We start from the raw sequence: 15,323 nt of genomic DNA, 5'->3' as shown, positions 1-15,323 counted from the left end.
AGGTTCAGCAGAAAATCTCCGGATGCTTCCGCTCTTGGGAGGGGGCCAAGATCTTCTGCCGAGTTCGTGGTTACCTGTCGACCTGCCGCAAAAACGGCATCACGGCCGCCGAAGCCTTGCGTCTACTGTTCGAAGGCAAGCAGCCGGATTTCATGTCGCCGGATGGTCACGTGCGACCAAAATCCGATGGCCTGTCGCTGGCGGGTGAATAGTTACAGAGATTCTACAATATATAGTGCTGGCGATGATCTTATTCCCCCAGATCTTCCGGAGGTTATTGAGATGACCCCCCGAAAAGAGTTTTTTCTTTTCGGAATAAGGGGGTTATGCTACCCTCTGCGTTCTGGTTAAATCTAAGGAGAAGATCTATGGTTCGAATCATCGCGGTAGCCAACCAGAAGGGCGGGGTCGGTAAGACGACCACTTCCGTCAATCTGGCCGCATCACTTGCCGCCGCGGAAAAACGGACCCTGTTGGTCGATATGGATCCCCAGGCTAACGCTTGCAGTGGGGTGGGTATCGACAAGTGCGGTCAGGAGTTGACCATCTATCACGCGCTGCTCGGAGATGCCTCGGCCCAGGAAGTGCGGGTTCGCTCCAACCTCAATCACCTTGACATTCTCCCCTCCAATACCGATCTGATCGGAGCCGAGATCGAGCTGGTTTCGGCCTTTGCTCGCGAAGGTAAGCTGCGCGATGTGCTCGGCCAGATTCGCGAGGAATATGACTATATTATTATTGACTGCCCACCCTCCCTCGGTTTGCTGACGGTCAACGCCCTGACCGCCGCCGATTCGGTTCTGATCCCTCTGCAGTGTGAGTTCTACGCCATGGAGGGGCTGAGTCAGCTGATGAAGACCATTCGCTTGATTCAGAAGCAGCTCAATCCCGAACTCAGGGTCCTCGGTATTCTTCTGACCATGTTCGACGGTCGCAACAACCTTTCCCACCAAGTCAGCGAAGAGATCCGTTCCCATTTTGGCGATCAGGTTTTTACCTCGGTTATCCCCCGCAATGTCCGCCTCTCCGAAGCACCAAGTCACGGACTGCCGGTACTGCTCTACGACATCACCTCGCGGGGGGCGCAGGCCTATCTGGAGCTGGCCAAGGAAATCATCGAAGCAGGACATTGACATGGCAAAACGACCCGCCCTCGGCAAAGGCATCGGCGCCCTTCTGAATTCCGCCACCCAGGAGGGGGGCCGAAAATATTTTCTCTGTCCGATCGAAGACTTGCGACCTCACAGTCAGCAGCCCCGGAAGACCTTTAACGACGAAAAGATGGCCGAACTGGTCGCCTCTATCCGGGAAAAGGGGGTGATCCAGCCCCTCGTCGTTCGCCAAGTGGATGACCATTATCAGATCATTGCCGGCGAGCGTCGCTGGCGGGCCTCGCAAAAGGCCGGCCTGACGGAGATTCCCGTGGTAATCCAGGATGTTTCGGAGGATTGGGCGCTGGAAATGGCACTCATTGAAAACATCCAACGGGAGGATCTGAATCCCATCGAAGAGGCGGAAGCCTATCGGAACCTGATGGAAAACTTCGATTTTTCCCAGGAGGAAATGGCGCGGCGGGTGGGCAAGGACCGCTCCACTGTTGCCAATTCCCTGCGTCTGCTGCGTCTGCCCGAACGGGTGCGCGAGGATGTGATGCAGGCACGGTTAAGCATGGGCCATGCCCGCGCCCTCCTGTCCCTGGAAGGCGACGAGGATCTGCTCGAAGCCCGCGATCAGGTCATGCAGAAGGCTCTCTCGGTCCGCGAAACCGAGGCTCTGGTGAAAAAGATCAAAAATTTCGGCGCCCCGATCAAAACACGAAAAAAGCCTCAGGGCAGTACACAGATGCAGCATCTGGAGAGTGAACTGAAAAAAGTCTTGGGCACCCAGGTGAAAATTAACAGCCGGGGCAAGGGGGGAAAGATCGAAATCGCATTCTACTCCCCGGAGGAATTGAACCGCTTGTTGGAGCTCTTTGGGGTTTCCTGAAAAATTCATGCTACTGTCGAAAAGGAAGGACAATAAGCAGATGCGCAAGGATAATCCCGTGGATAAAAGGGATATCAAGGCATTTCTCGGCCCAGGGAGTCGATTCGAAGGGAAACTGATATTCGATGAGATCGTCCGCATCGACGGCGTTTTCCGCGGCGAAATCGAGTCTAAGGATATTCTTATTATCGGACCGGGAGCGGATATCCAGGCGGAGGTTTCGGTAGGAACCCTGATCGTCAGCGGGACACTGCACGGTAACGTCAAGGCGTTGAATAAGGTGGAACTGCGTGCGCCCGCGCAGGTGGAGGGAACGCTACAGACACCGGCCCTGACCGTGGAAGAAGGGGTGGTTCTTAATGGAACCCTCGCAATGATCCCGGCAGAATCCGTGTAAGTTGGTTGATCTCCCGGCTTCATGCCGGAGAAGGGGTGCCGGAAAAAATCTGAAAAAGGGGTATTAGCGAATTAAAGAGACTTGACAGTCAAGGATCTCCTGTGATAGCAATGCCCTGTTTTACTTCCCGGACACGTGGAATTTTTAATCAACCGGTTCGAAAGCTTGAGTTCCGAACCGGCTTCTTTATCTCAAGGCTCAAAACAAGGGGTGTGCAGTGATCAAAGTCGACTGGACAATCTGGCTTCAGTTCGCCAATTTCTTCTTCCTGATGGCGGCGCTGAATTTCATCCTCTACCGCCCGCTGCGTGGGATGATCCTCCGCCGCCGGGAAACCATCGACGGTTCCTATGCCCGGGCCAAGGAGCTGGAAGCCTCGATCAATGAGAAGATGGAGCGTTATCAGCAGCAATTGCAGGCCGCTAAGATCAAAGGGAACGAAGAGCGGGCCGAGATGCGCAAAGTCGCCGCCGCCGATGAGGCGACGATTTTGACCCAGGCGCAGGGTAAGGCCGCCGCGCAGTTGCAGGAGATCAAAACCCAGGTCACTGGTGAAGCTGAGGCCGCCGGCAAGATCCTGAAAAAGGAAGCGAATGCCCTGGCTTCGCAGATTGCCTCCAAGATTCTCGGGAGGGCGGTGTAAATGAACGTCAAGGGGGTTCGCATGAAGACCAAGTTGACCGGCATCCTCGCCGGAATCCTGGTGGTGGCGACGGCCGCCTCCGCCCTGGCTACCGGTGGCGACGGGCACACCGCCGACGGCGGCGTCCTGCTCAAGGATTTTCTCTACCGTCTGTTCAATTTTGCTGTTACCTTCGGCCTGCTTGCGTATTTTATTACTAAGCCGATTCGCAAGGGGTTGGCCGGACGGCGCGAGGGAATTGAAAAAGCGCTGGCCGAAGCCAAGGCCGCCCAGGAAAAAGCTGAGGCGAAATTTGCTGAGTACGACGACAAGTTAACCAAGGCCTCGGCGGAAATCGACGACATTTATGCTGCCATCAAGCGAGAAGGCGAGATGGAGCGCGAGCGTATTCTCGCCAATGCCCGGGAGATGGCGCTGAAAATCGAAGAAGAAGCGAAGAAGTCTGCCGGTCTCGAGATCGCCAAGGCTCGCGTTCAATTGCAGCGGGAAGCTAGTGATATGGCCCTGAAGCTGGCCGAAGAACTGCTGAAAAAGAACTTCAACAGCCACGATCAGAACCGTCTTGTTGATGAATACATGAAGAAGGTGGGAGAACTACATTGAGCGTCAGCGCGATTACCAAGAGGTATGCCAAGGCCCTGGTGACCCTGGGGTCCGAGCAGCAGATGGTGGAAGGCTACGGTAAGGAACTGGCCGATGTCAAATATCTCCTGGCCAAGGAGAAAATGCTTCGCCTGATCTTCGAGAGTCCCTCCTTCCCCGTGGAAAAGAAGACCGCCATCCTGACCGATCTGGGTGCCAAGCTCCAGCTCTCGGAGGGGATGCGTAAGTTTCTCGGGTTGCTTCTGGCCAAGGGGCGGCTGCGCCTGTTGCCGCAGATCGAGTCGCACTACCGCGACTTTGCCGATGAAATTTCCGGAATACTGCGTGCCCACATCACATCGGCCTCTAAGCTCAACCAGAATCAGCGTAAGGCGATCGCCGGTGGGCTGGAGGAAAAGACCGGAAAACGTGTGGAGTTGACGGTGAGCGTTCGTTCGGCGCTGATCGGCGGCCTTCAGGCCCAGGTCGGTGGCAAGATATTCGACGGCAGTATTAAGACCCAGCTTAAGCGGATTGAAGATACCTTAAAGAAGGGGTGAGAAGGATAATGGAAATCAAAGCAGAAGAAATCAGCGCGATAATCAAGAAGCAGATCGAAAACTTCGGTCGCGAAGTCGAGGTCAGCGAAACCGGAACCATTATCTCCGTCGGTGACGGTATTGCCCGCATCCACGGTCTCGACAAGGCCATGGCCGGTGAGCTCCTGGAGTTCCCGGGCGGTATCATGGGCATGGTTCTCAACCTGGAAGAGGATAACGTCGGTGCGGCCATCCTCGGCGAGGCCCACCACATCAAGGAAGGCGACACCGTCAAGCGGACCGAGCGTATCGTTCAGGTTCCCGTCGGCGAGGCCTTGGTAGGCCGCGTGGTTAACGGTATCGGCATCGCCATCGATGGCAAGGGGGAGATCAACTCCAAGGATTCCCGCCAGGTGGAAATTAAGGCCCCCGGCATCGTCGCCCGTAAGTCGGTTCATGAGCCGATGCAGACCGGCCTCAAGGCCATCGACGCTATGGTTCCCATTGGCCGTGGTCAGCGCGAACTGATCATCGGCGACCGCCAGACGGGCAAGACCGCCGTCGCCGTCGACACCATCATCAACCAGAAAGGCAACGGCGTCATCTGTATCTATGTCGCCATCGGCCAGAAGCGTTCGACTGTTGCCCAGGTTGTCGACAAGCTCAAGAAGCACGGCGCTATGGATTACACCATCATTGTTGCTGCTACCGCCTCCGACCCGGCGCCCCTGCAGTTCATTGCTCCCTATACCGGCGTGACCATGGGCGAATTCTTCCGTGATAGCGGTCGTCACGCTCTGATCATCTACGACGATCTTTCCAAGCAGGCTGTCGCTTATCGCCAGTTGTCTTTGCTGCTCCGTCGTCCGCCGGGACGTGAAGCCTACCCGGGTGACGTTTTTTACTTGCACAGCCGCCTGCTCGAGCGCGCCGCGAAACTCAACGACGAACTCGGCGCGGGTTCCCTGACCGCGTTGCCGATCATCGAAACCCAGGCCGGTGACGTTTCCGCCTATATTCCGACCAACGTTATCTCTATCACCGACGGTCAGATCTTTCTGGAAACGGACCTCTTCTATTCGGGCGTCCGCCCGGCAATCAACGTCGGCCTCTCGGTCTCCCGCGTCGGCGGCAGTGCTCAGGTCAAGGCGATGAAACAGGTCGCCGGTACCCTGCGACTGGCCCTTGCCCAGTATCGCGAGATGGCCGCTTTCGCTCAGTTCGGCTCCGACCTTGACGCCGCGACCCAGCGCCAGCTCAACCGTGGTGCCCGCCTCGTCGAAATCCTCAAGCAGGGTCAGTACCAGCCCTTGCCTGTGGCAAAACAGGTTCTGGCGATCTACGCCGCCAACAACGGTTATGTCGATGAGTATCCGACGACCGTCATTGGGCGTTACGAGCAGGAATTGCTGACCTTCCTTGAAGCCAACCATGGCCAGCTGATCGCCGACCTTACCGAGAAGAAGGCCATTGATACCGATCTTGAAGGGCGCATCAAGGCGGCACTTGACGAATTCAAGGGTCAGTTCGTAGCGTAAATCATCGCCAGCCAAAGGTTAGACAGATGCCAAGTCTGAAAGACATAAAAAAACGGATCGGCTCGGTCAAAAACACCCAGCAGATCACCAAGGCTATGAAAATGGTCTCCGCCGCGAAACTGCGGCGTGCTCAGGAAACGGTGGTTGCTTCGCGGCCCTACTCCGACAAGATGCTTGAGGTGTTGTCCAGCCTGGCGGCCAGAGAGGAAGCGGAAGCTCATCCTCTGCTCTTCTCCCGGGGCAAACGACGGGCACTGGTGGTTGTCTTGACGGCGGACCGGGGTCTGTGCGGTGGATTTAACGCGAACATCTGTAAAACCGCCGAGCGCTTTGTCCGTAAGAATGAAGATGGTTTCGAGGCTTATGACCTGATGGTTATCGGTCGCAAAGGGAAGGAATATCTTAAACATCGGGCTGGTCTCAATATCAGCAAGGTTTATGAGAATATTACCGGCATCATCTCTTTTGGAACCGCTTCCCTGCTCGGGCAGGAGGTCGTCGAAAGCTATGTCAACGAGCAGTATGACGCGGTTTATCTGATCTATAATGACTTCCGTAGTGCCATTTCCCAGGTGGTCACCACCGCTCAGCTGTTGCCGATCATCCCTCGGGAAGTCCCCGAAGGGACCTATATGACCCAGTATCTCTATGAACCGAATCGGGGTGCGGTGCTGGCGCAATTACTGCCGAAGAATGTCGAAGTGCAGATCTTTCGGGCTCTTCTTGAGTCCGTGGCTTCGGAACATGGCGCGCGCATGAGCGCCATGGACAGCGCCAGCAAGAATGCCAAGGAAATGATCGGCAAGTTGACCCTGCAGTACAATCGCGCCCGGCAGGCGGCTATCACCAAGGAGCTCATGGAGATTATTTCCGGGGCGGAGTCGATCAAGAACTAATTCGAACGATCTTTCGCACCGGGCGCCGGTGTGATAAAGGAGGAACGGTTCATCATGAATAAAGGTAAAATTACTCAGGTCATCGGTCCCGTCATCGACGTGGAATTCGAAGCCGGCAAGCTTCCGGAAATCTACCATGCTCTCAAGGTGACCAACCCTGCTCTTGGCGAAGGTGAATGGAACCTGGTCGTCGAAGTTGCCCAACATCTTGGCGAGAACACTGTGCGTGCCATTGCCATGGATTCCACCGACGGTCTGGTGCGTGGCCAGGACGTTCTTGATACCGGTAAGCAGATCGTCATGCCGGTCGGCCGCAAGACCCTCGGCCGCATTCTCAACGTCATCGGCGAGCCGGTGGACGAAGCGGGTCCGGTCGGCGCCGAACTGGAGTGGGAAATCCATCGTCCGACCCCTGAATTCGTTGAGCAGTCGGTAACCGTCCAGGCTTTCGAGACTGGGATCAAAGTTGTCGATCTCTTAGCTCCCTACGCCCGCGGCGGTAAAATCGGCCTCTTCGGCGGCGCCGGCGTCGGCAAGACCGTGCTCATTATGGAACTCATCCATAACATCGCCAAGCAACACGGCGGTTTCTCCGTCTTCGCCGGAGTCGGCGAGCGTACCCGTGAGGGAAATGACCTCTGGCACGAGATGAAAGACTCGGGTGTTCTCGATAAGGCCTCCTTGATTTACGGCCAGATGAACGAGCCCCCCGGGGCTCGCGCCCGCGTTGCCCTTTCCGCCCTGACTGTGGCCGAGTACTTCCGCGATGAAGAAGGCCAAGACGTGCTTCTTTTCATTGACAACATTTTCCGTTTCACTCAGGCGGGTTCCGAGGTTTCGGCGTTACTTGGTCGGATTCCCTCGGCCGTCGGTTACCAGCCGACCCTCTCCACCGAGATGGGCGAGCTGCAGGAACGGATCACCACCACCACCAAGGGTTCCATCACCTCGGTACAGGCGATCTACGTTCCCGCCGACGACCTCACCGACCCGGCGCCGGCCACGGCCTTCGCCCACTTGGATGCGACCACCGTTCTGTCCCGGCAGATCGCCGAGCTCGGCATCTACCCCGCCGTCGACCCCCTCGACTCCACCAGCCGGATTCTCGATCCCCAGGTCGTCGGTGAGGAACACTACAAGGTCGCGCGTGACGTTCAGTACGTACTCCAGCGCTATAAGGATCTCCAGGACATCATTGCCATCCTCGGCATGGACGAGCTTTCCGAGGAAGACAAGCTGGTCGTCTCGCGCGCCCGCAAGATCCAGCGTTTCCTCTCCCAGCCCTTCCACGTCGCCGAGGTCTTCACCGGTTCTCCCGGCAAGTACGTGGAGCTGAAGGATACCATCAAGGGTTTCCAGGAGATCGTCGCCGGCAAGTACGACGACATTCCCGAGCAGGCGTTTTATATGGTCGGAACCATCGAGGAAGCTCTGGAAAAGGCCAAAAAGCTCGCGGCCTGATAGATGTTGGTTGCGGCGGGACGTTATGCCTCGCCACTCCGGTAAAGGATGTTCGTAATGGCAGAGAAGCTCAGACTCGAATTGGTCACTCCCTATAAAAAGGCCCTCTCCGAGGAAGTCGATGAGGTCACGGCCCCCGGCACGCTGGGCGAATTCGGCATTCTTCCCGGGCATACTCCCCTTCTGACGACCCTCAAGATCGGCGAGCTCACATATCGTCGGGGCGGAGAAATATTTCATTTAGCCGTGAACTGGGGTTATGTGGAAGTTGAGGACGACAAAGTGACCGTCCTGGTGGAAACCGCGGAGCCGGCCGACGAGATCGATCTGGAGCGGGCTCGGGCTGCCTTGGGGCGTGCCGAGGAAGCGCTGCGCAAGCTCTCCTCCGAAGACAAGGAGTTTCTGGTTATGCAGGCCGCTCTGGAGCGGGCACTGATCCGCATCCAGGTTGCCGGTAAGCTCGGACGCTGAACGGCTCACTGGTTTCAAAGTAGAAAAAAAGGCGATCTCAAGGATCGCCTTTTTTTATTTACACCTCCAAAATCCTCTTCTTTACTGACAGTCGCGGTTATCAAAAACACTCATTGCCATATCCGATTCGCTGATAAGGGTTTGGAAATATAGGGGAAGCAAAACGGTTTTCCGGAAAAAACTTGACATAGAATGTATACTGTATACAATTTTCTGGGATGAAGAATGACTCATCAGGGGGATGGGAGTATTTCGGTGAGAAAAAAACTTGTCGACAGCCACCTGACTTTACGGGAGAAAATTCTTGAAACGATCCGTGAAGCCATACTGAAAGGCTCCTTGAAGCCTGGGGAAAAGGTTGCTGAGCCGGAATTGGCCGAGCGTTTCGGAATCAGTCGCACGCCGATCCGCGAGGCCTTTCGTCAGCTCGAATCGGAAGGCTATCTTACTGTCATTCCGCGTAAGGGTGCCGTGGTGGCTTCCCTCTCCGAACGGGATGTAGAAGAATTCTATGCCATTAAAAGCGTACTTGAAGGATATGCGGCGCGGATGGCGGCGGAGCGTCTCAGCGACAAGGAAATCGAACGCCTTGAGGTGATCAACGACCGTTTGGAAAAGCTTGCCCGCGAGGGAGACGTTAAAAGTTTTTTTCGGGTCCACAGTGATTTTCATGAGTCTTTTATTCGCGCCGCCGGAAACGAAAAACTGCTGGAGTTGATCAGTCAGCTGCTCCTCAAGTTCAACCGCTTACGCATGGCCTCTCTTTCCCTGCCGGGGCGGATGGAGGTTTCTGTGCAGGAGCATCGCAAGCTTCTAGAGGCGTTTAAGGCCCGGGATGGAGAACTGGCGGAGAGTCTGGTGACGAAGACAGCGGCCTTCGGTGGTCAGCAACTGATCCAGAGCATGGCCCAGAAGGAAGGGCGGCCGGTGGAAGGGTCGATTTTACAGCAGGTCGGCGATGTCTGAGAGGCCAAGCTGAAAAAAGAATTGAAGGCGGCGCTCCGTAGGGGCGCCGTTTTTTTTAAGTAGCGGCGGGTCACGATGCGGGAAACTGGATTTTCTTCAGTCGCCTAGGGTAATATGACGGGGTAAAAAGATGACCCGCTCACGTTTTTTAACCCTTGCGAGGGCTCTTGCAGGAACCTGTCACATCATTGATCCAGCCCCCGGATAACTCCTCTTTGCCGCCGGCTAATGAACCGGGATGGTATCCTGTGGATCTGCGCTGTATTGATCCGGAGATGGTCACCCCTTGTGATCTCTACCGCAAGACAGGGCAGAATCGATTCGTGCTCTTTTCTCAGCGTCGAGTGCCGGTAGATCACGTCACTCGCGAGCGACTACTCGCTTATGGCCTCAACTATCTCTATATTCAGGAGTCCGATAGCCCGATCTATTTCGAGTTCATCAAAAACTCGCTGATCGCCGTCGTCCGCGATCCCCATACCTCCTCAGAAAAGAAGGCGCAGGCGGTCCATGCCTCCTGTCAGGAAATTCTCCGCTGGGCCTTCGACGAGCCTCGGGCCCCCTTCGTTCGCCAAGCCCAAGAGGCGATTCTGCCTACGGTCAGCCTGATCATGCATGACGACAGCGCCACCCGGCACCTGATCCGGCTTACCGCCTACGACCATTCAACCTATACCCATTGTACCAATGTGGGTATTTACGGTGTTGCCCTGGCAAAAATCTTCTTCGGCAGCGAGTCCATGAAGAAGATGGAGACCCTGGGTCCTGGGTTTTTTCTTCACGATCTCGGTAAATGTCGAATTCCCATCGAGATTCTTAATAAGCCGGGAGCCCTGACCGACAGCGAGCGTCAGATCGTCAACAGGCATCCGGACGACGGTCATATCATGCTTGCCGAAAGCGGGCTGTTGACCGAAGAGGCGCAGATTATCGCCCTTCAGCATCATGAGCGGGATGACGGCACGGGCTATCCCAATGCCCTGAAAGGCGACGACATCCATCCTTACGCCCGCATCTGCCGGTTGGCGGACGTTTACGAAGCGTTGACCGCCAACCGCCCCTACCACCAGCGCAAGTCGACCTTCGAGGCCTTCAAGATCATGTACCAGCAGTTCACCTCGGAGCTCGACCGCAAGCTCTTCGAACTCTTCATCCAGCTCTTCGCCGCCTAAGAGAAAGCCCCCCTACCCTGTTTTGCGCGGAGTCCACGCCAGCAGCGCGTCCGCTTGTCCGCCGAGATGATGTTGATTTCCGTGATGTTCATGAGGCCGACGCCGTATTCCTCCCCCGCTGCATCGGCGAACAGGTTTTTCTCCTCCTTGCCGACTGTCTCCGACTCCGGGTGTCTGCTCCTCGTCGTTAGCAAAATCGCCCTTCCTCACCCCATAACCGGCCAGCCGTTACGTATCAGTGCCTCCCTCGGAGAAAGTTTTGCAGCGGAGGTGGAAAGGTTGGAAAGGAGAAAAGTAGTTGACGTTGATCAGTGATCTGACGAAAAGATTCCGCCAAAAAGCCGACTTCACCTCACTCTTGTAAAAGCAACCAACCTAAAGAATCCTGCTGAGCCATTTTTCCCAAATTCCGACGGACTCCTCCCTGATGGACCGTTTTCTTTGTTTTTGGCGTATTCCGGTCAAGTCGGATAGGAAAACTGACGGGAAAGCGCTCGTTATTGTGCTTTAAAACCAAACATTTAGATTTGTTCGGCACTGGCCGAGCGAAAGCTTCTGGGTGGGATTTTGACTCTGTCAGGGTTGCGGATCCCCGGTTGAATGTGGATTGCTTTCTCCGCATCGATCCGCCTTTGAAATCGCTTTTGAAAGCGTTATGAGCCAGGCGGTGGGGATGGTCTCGGAGAGGCTTGGATTTTGCATGGCCCCGTGTCGAGATGCTCCCTAACCAAGGCTTTGTGAACCACGGTCCCTAAGCGGGTATTGGCAGGTTCGGAAAAATCCTGGGAAACGGTCGCTTTCGAAGGAACATCTTGCCGCTTGCCGGATCGGCAGATGATCCACAGCATTTTTGGTACGGCTTTCATCAGTCATGGAATTTTTTTTCGCGAGCTTCATAAGTAGCTATCTGATTATTTTTTGGCACTGTAATCTAATGATATCAGATAGTTGCCCTTGAAGCTCTTTTTGTGTCATCAATCCAGGTTTATTCAGAAAAGTGAATACGTTTTTGCAAAAGTCTCCTGTATTAAAAATTGTTTTTACTGCCATGCTGAGGAGTTACACGTTGCGTTTATGTGATTGGCGCTCCGCCACGCGTCAATGTTTTAATCCTCCGGTCGCCAGAAACGCCTGTCGGGCGGAGGTACGTCCGGGAAATCCCTATTCCCGCCCATCATCTCACCACAAGGAGGCAAACCCATGGTGAAAAAAACACTGGCTCTGGTCCTCGCAGCTCTGCTGCTGGCACCGGCCACGCCGTTCGCGGCGCCCAGTACAGACGATCTGGCTAAGCAGATCAGCGAGCTGACCCAGCAGCTGAACGCCCTGCGGGAACAACTTGAAGAGGTCCGTGAAACCACCGATGACAACACCGACTCGGTGGAGCAACTTGAAAGCAGTGCTCCCAAATGGGACGAGCAGAGCCGTATCAGGTTTTCCGGCGACTACCGCTTCCGCATGGATTACAGCGATGCCGACACCAAGGCCTACTGGGGCGCCGATGCCATCGCCGGCGCCGTGCGCGACATGCAGACCGTCACTGGTTACGACGTCCAGTCCATTCTCGGCATGATGAATGGCTACAGTGCGGCCGAACGCAAGGGCATGATCGAAAACCTGCCGGCCTCCTTGGCACAGATGGGCCTGATGCAGAATGGTCTGATGCCTGGCACCGCCGAGTTCGGTGCCGCTTTCCCGAGCGCCCTGGCTGGAGTCAATTCCCTTGGCGTCGTCAACGGCTACAGCATGACGCCGAAGGACACCTTCGACAACGATATCCTTTACACCAACCGTTTTCGGCTGGGTGTTACCGCCGACATCTCTGACAATCTGGAGTTCAAGGGCCGCCTGGCCATGTACAAGGCCTGGGGCATGCAGTCCAATCCGACGGATGTTGGTCCTTACATGATGAACCAGTTTTATGAAATGGACGGTGCCACCACCCGTCAACCGGCCGACAGCGTACTGCGCGTCGACCGTGCTTACATCAACTGGACTAATGTCGCCGATCTGCCCATCTGGTTCTCCGTTGGCCGCCGTCCGACCACCGATGGTCCGCCTGCACAGCTGCGTATGAATACTGGCGAACGGATGGCCACCCCGGTCAATTTCATGGATTACGCCTTTGACGGTGCCACTTTGGGTGCCATGTTTCAGAACCCGATCGATTTCATGGGCTACAGCAAAATCCGCATCTGTTACGGTCGCGGCTTCGAAGCCGGCCCCACGGAACAGGCCAATGAACTTGACGATATGGATTTCGGCGGTCTGAGCTGGGACATCATCAACAAGGGCTCCCGCTTCATGAACATCCAGTCGTTCCTAGCGGCCAACATCGTCAACGTGCCTGATGGCGTCACCTTCAGCAATCCGCTGGAAATGGCTCTGAACACCGGCAACGGTACCCTAGACACCGCCAACCTGGGCGACATTTATCACACCTCCTTTGTCTATATGGACAAATACAGTGATCTCAACTACTTCCTTGCCGGCGGCTGGAGCCGTACCGATCCGGACGGTGTTGACGAGATGGGGTCGACTTTGCTCGGCTCTTGGTGGGAAGATCCGGAAACCAAGGACGGCTATTGCATTTACAGCGGCGTTCGCTATGATCTGGACGACTTGGGTCTGAAATTCGGTCTTGAGTACAACTACGGCACCAAAAACTGGATTTCAATGACCCCGGCGCATGACGATATGACCCAGGCCAAGTTGGCCACTCGTGGTCACGTCGGTGAAGGTTACCTGATCTGGGATCTGCCCGTGGGCGATCTGCTGAGCGACAAGGCCAAGGCCTTTATGCGCCTGGGCTACCAGCACTACGAGTACGAGTACACCGGCAGCGGCAACTGGCTGGGTGCCCCAGTGGATATCGACGAACTCGACGATCCGCTCAACGCACAGTTTTTCGCACCGATCGACAAAATGGACCAGGTTTATCTGACCATGGAAGCCTGGTTCTAGATCAAAAATTCGTTCTGGCCAGAGAGGGCGCAATAATCCCCACCACCCCAACAACGAAGAGAAAACATGAAAAAAACGGATTGTTCCGGTGCCTGGGACAGCATTCCTTGCCGGCAAAGAACCCGCTGTTGAGGCGACCTAGTAACGGTTCAGGTTGACAAAAAACAGCGAAGGCAACAGCGTGACCCAGAAAGTGAGAAAAGCAAGGCTCCCAAAGCCGGAATGAATGCGTTGACCGGCTGCTGACCCGGGTCAACGCCCTCAAGGGCGCTTCAGCTGAAAAACCCCTGCCGTATTGGCAGGGGTTTTTTCACATTAAACGATAGGAAGACACGATGAAAAAACCGACATAGATCTTGATTACCGCCGTAGCGCTGTGTCTGGCAACATCGCTGGCCTGAGCCCTAGGATCTGGCGGTGGTAAGGGGCGGGAAAAAGATCAGCAAAGTAAACAGATTCCCGACTTGACGGAGATTTGAGGGGAGGAATAAATTAAAAAAGAAGAAAAGGACTCAGGGTTTTTATAGGTAGGAAGATGGCGGTGACAAGGGAATCTTCTGTTTGTTGCTTGCTCGCAAGATGTGACCCCGACGACGCAGATGTGCGGGGCGGATTGCGCTTTCTGGAATGCCTGTGCCTACGGGTTCAAGTGATCGACAGTTCCCGTAAAGAGATTCTGGTTCGGGATGGCAAGGGGGCTAAAGACAGGATCACGATGCTCACAAGGTATTTTATCCGGATCCGCATAAGATGCCGTCATATACCGGGACAAGGCGGGAGACAATGTGATTTCAGTAGATTGGCAATTTTATTGAGAAGTGAAAATGGAGGATTATACGGCATGGTTCCGAAAATACGCATCTTATACGGATCCGTCTAGATATTGTTAGATGAAAAGGAGCACCAAAATGTCAGAATGCAGAAGCGAAACCGATCACAATCATCACCATCGTGGTAAGTCATCTGAGATATTATTGGACAAGACGAAAATTCTTGCCAATTTGCCTATAATACTTGGCCAAGTCATTCTTGATGCCGGGTGTGGGAACGGGTACATGTCGAAGGAATTCTATAAGCTAACTGGAGAACTGGGCAAGGTGTATGCTTTAGATCCGGATGCCGTTTCAATAGATGTCCTGAAAGCAGAAACCCTGAACACAAACATCGAAGCATTTGTCGGAGACATAACAAAGCAAACCGAATTGGGGGCATCTTGTCTTGATTTGGTCTATATCTCGACAGTCATTCATGGATTTTCAAGAACGCAACTGACTGGATTTGTGAATGAAGTGAAACGACTTCTCAAAACCAATGGTACACTGGCCATTGTCGAAATCGAAAAGTCAGACACTCCTTTCGGTCCTCCCCTTGATATGCGGTTTTCGCCTGAAGAACTCAAAGAAATCATAGATTTGAATCCTACTCGATATGTTGAGGTCGGCGAGTTCTTCTATATGCAACTATTTGAGAGATAGATTCATCAAAAAGCAGTACTCACACAGATGCGCGTTTCGAAAAAAGCTAGTGGGGTCACAACTTGCTTTAAAATAAACTCACAGACCTCCAGCCTTAATCCCCCATCTTTTACCCAGTCCGTCATCTCCGGCAGGGATCTGGTCTTATTCTAGGATCGTCCTTGTCGGTTGGCCTTGGTTGCGATAGGCTTATGGTGTTGATTTTGCCTGTAGTGGTTGCTGTCGCCGGGGGA

At 54.8% G+C, this 15,323-nt stretch carries 15 protein-coding genes and 1 pseudogene; 15 read left to right on the top strand and 1 reads right to left on the bottom strand.

Features of this window, described 5'->3' with window-relative positions:
• From RBR25_RS10550 to RBR25_RS10490, 13 genes and pseudogenes are all read left to right on the top strand, one after another.
• Nucleotides 1–212: pseudogene (locus tag RBR25_RS10550) on the top strand (hypothetical protein); the annotation flags it as partial.
• A 156-nt stretch (nt 213–368) separates the two neighbouring features.
• The gene (locus tag RBR25_RS10545) at nt 369–1,133 is read left to right on the top strand and encodes a ParA family protein (RefSeq protein WP_432819512.1); all 765 of its coding nucleotides are present in this window, start codon (nt 369–371) and stop codon (nt 1,131–1,133) included.
• Between the two features lies 1 nt (nt 1,134).
• Complete coding sequence (locus RBR25_RS10540) at nt 1,135–1,986, top strand: ParB/RepB/Spo0J family partition protein (RefSeq protein WP_432819511.1); 852 nt, start codon at nt 1,135–1,137, stop codon at nt 1,984–1,986.
• A 40-nt stretch (nt 1,987–2,026) separates the two neighbouring features.
• Nucleotides 2,027–2,383 (top strand): bactofilin family protein, encoded by a 357-nt coding sequence (locus tag RBR25_RS10535; RefSeq protein WP_432819510.1) that lies wholly within the window; start codon nt 2,027–2,029, stop codon nt 2,381–2,383.
• Between the two features lie 217 nt (nt 2,384–2,600).
• The gene (locus RBR25_RS10530) at nt 2,601–3,026 is read left to right on the top strand and encodes an ATP synthase F0 subunit B (RefSeq protein ID WP_432819509.1); all 426 of its coding nucleotides are present in this window, start codon (nt 2,601–2,603) and stop codon (nt 3,024–3,026) included.
• 21 nt (nt 3,027–3,047) lie between these two features.
• Nucleotides 3,048–3,629 (top strand): ATP synthase F0 subunit B, encoded by a 582-nt coding sequence (locus tag RBR25_RS10525; protein ID WP_432819508.1) that lies wholly within the window; start codon nt 3,048–3,050, stop codon nt 3,627–3,629.
• On the top strand, nt 3,626–4,168 hold the full coding sequence (gene atpH / locus RBR25_RS10520; RefSeq protein WP_432819507.1) for an ATP synthase F1 subunit delta: 543 nt from the start codon (nt 3,626–3,628) through the stop codon (nt 4,166–4,168). The genes RBR25_RS10525 and atpH overlap by 4 nt, the downstream gene beginning before the upstream one ends.
• A gap of 8 nt (nt 4,169–4,176) precedes the next feature.
• Nucleotides 4,177–5,685, top strand: coding sequence for a F0F1 ATP synthase subunit alpha (gene atpA, locus RBR25_RS10515; RefSeq protein ID WP_432819506.1), 1,509 nt, complete (start codon nt 4,177–4,179; stop codon nt 5,683–5,685).
• A 26-nt stretch (nt 5,686–5,711) separates the two neighbouring features.
• Complete coding sequence (gene atpG, locus RBR25_RS10510; protein ID WP_432819505.1) at nt 5,712–6,581, top strand: ATP synthase F1 subunit gamma; 870 nt, start codon at nt 5,712–5,714, stop codon at nt 6,579–6,581.
• A 54-nt stretch (nt 6,582–6,635) separates the two neighbouring features.
• The gene (atpD, locus tag RBR25_RS10505) at nt 6,636–8,042 is read left to right on the top strand and encodes a F0F1 ATP synthase subunit beta (protein ID WP_432819504.1); all 1,407 of its coding nucleotides are present in this window, start codon (nt 6,636–6,638) and stop codon (nt 8,040–8,042) included.
• A gap of 57 nt (nt 8,043–8,099) precedes the next feature.
• Nucleotides 8,100–8,513: a F0F1 ATP synthase subunit epsilon gene (locus RBR25_RS10500; RefSeq protein ID WP_432819503.1), complete on the top strand. Its 414-nt coding sequence runs from the start codon at nt 8,100–8,102 to the stop codon at nt 8,511–8,513.
• A 255-nt stretch (nt 8,514–8,768) separates the two neighbouring features.
• A complete protein-coding gene (locus RBR25_RS10495; RefSeq protein WP_432819502.1) occupies nt 8,769–9,479 on the top strand; it encodes a GntR family transcriptional regulator in 711 nt (236 codons plus the stop codon).
• Between the two features lie 248 nt (nt 9,480–9,727).
• Nucleotides 9,728–10,651 carry an HD-GYP domain-containing protein gene (locus RBR25_RS10490; protein ID WP_432819501.1) on the top strand — a complete coding sequence of 308 codons (924 nt, stop codon included), beginning with the start codon at nt 9,728–9,730 and terminating at the stop codon, nt 10,649–10,651.
• On the opposite strand, the gene RBR25_RS10485 is transcribed toward RBR25_RS10490, so the two are convergent.
• Nucleotides 10,648–10,845 (bottom strand): hypothetical protein, encoded by a 198-nt coding sequence (locus RBR25_RS10485; protein ID WP_432819500.1) that lies wholly within the window; start codon nt 10,843–10,845, stop codon nt 10,648–10,650. The genes RBR25_RS10490 and RBR25_RS10485 overlap by 4 nt on opposite strands.
• 1,006 nt (nt 10,846–11,851) lie before the next feature.
• Between RBR25_RS10485 and RBR25_RS10480 the strand changes: the two genes are divergently transcribed.
• Entirely contained in the window at nt 11,852–13,615 is a 1,764-nt protein-coding gene (locus RBR25_RS10480; RefSeq protein WP_432819499.1) for a DUF3373 family protein, read from the top strand.
• A gap of 908 nt (nt 13,616–14,523) precedes the next feature.
• Nucleotides 14,524–15,090 (top strand): class I SAM-dependent methyltransferase, encoded by a 567-nt coding sequence (locus tag RBR25_RS10475; protein ID WP_432819498.1) that lies wholly within the window; start codon nt 14,524–14,526, stop codon nt 15,088–15,090.
• Nucleotides 15,091–15,323: the final 233 nt, after the last annotated feature.

It is taken from the genome of Trichloromonas sp., from assembly GCF_034006665.1.
Lineage (GTDB): Bacteria > Desulfobacterota > Desulfuromonadia > Desulfuromonadales > Trichloromonadaceae > Trichloromonas.
Note: the sequence above shows the minus strand (reverse complement) of the source record. Positions and strands in the feature narration are given on the sequence as shown.

Coding starts and splice junctions, on each gene's coding strand:
- atpG (WP_432819505.1), top strand. CDS start 5,712: ATGCCAAGTCTGAAAGACATAAAAAAACGGATCGGCTCGGTCAAAAAC.
- RBR25_RS10535 (WP_432819510.1), top strand. CDS start 2,027: ATGCGCAAGGATAATCCCGTGGATAAAAGGGATATCAAGGCATTTCTC.
- RBR25_RS10475 (WP_432819498.1), top strand. CDS start 14,524: ATGTCAGAATGCAGAAGCGAAACCGATCACAATCATCACCATCGTGGT.
- atpA (WP_432819506.1), top strand. CDS start 4,177: ATGGAAATCAAAGCAGAAGAAATCAGCGCGATAATCAAGAAGCAGATC.
- RBR25_RS10540 (WP_432819511.1), top strand. CDS start 1,135: ATGGCAAAACGACCCGCCCTCGGCAAAGGCATCGGCGCCCTTCTGAAT.
- RBR25_RS10525 (WP_432819508.1), top strand. CDS start 3,048: ATGAAGACCAAGTTGACCGGCATCCTCGCCGGAATCCTGGTGGTGGCG.
- RBR25_RS10545 (WP_432819512.1), top strand. CDS start 369: ATGGTTCGAATCATCGCGGTAGCCAACCAGAAGGGCGGGGTCGGTAAG.
- RBR25_RS10500 (WP_432819503.1), top strand. CDS start 8,100: ATGGCAGAGAAGCTCAGACTCGAATTGGTCACTCCCTATAAAAAGGCC.
- RBR25_RS10480 (WP_432819499.1), top strand. CDS start 11,852: ATGGTGAAAAAAACACTGGCTCTGGTCCTCGCAGCTCTGCTGCTGGCA.
- atpD (WP_432819504.1), top strand. CDS start 6,636: ATGAATAAAGGTAAAATTACTCAGGTCATCGGTCCCGTCATCGACGTG.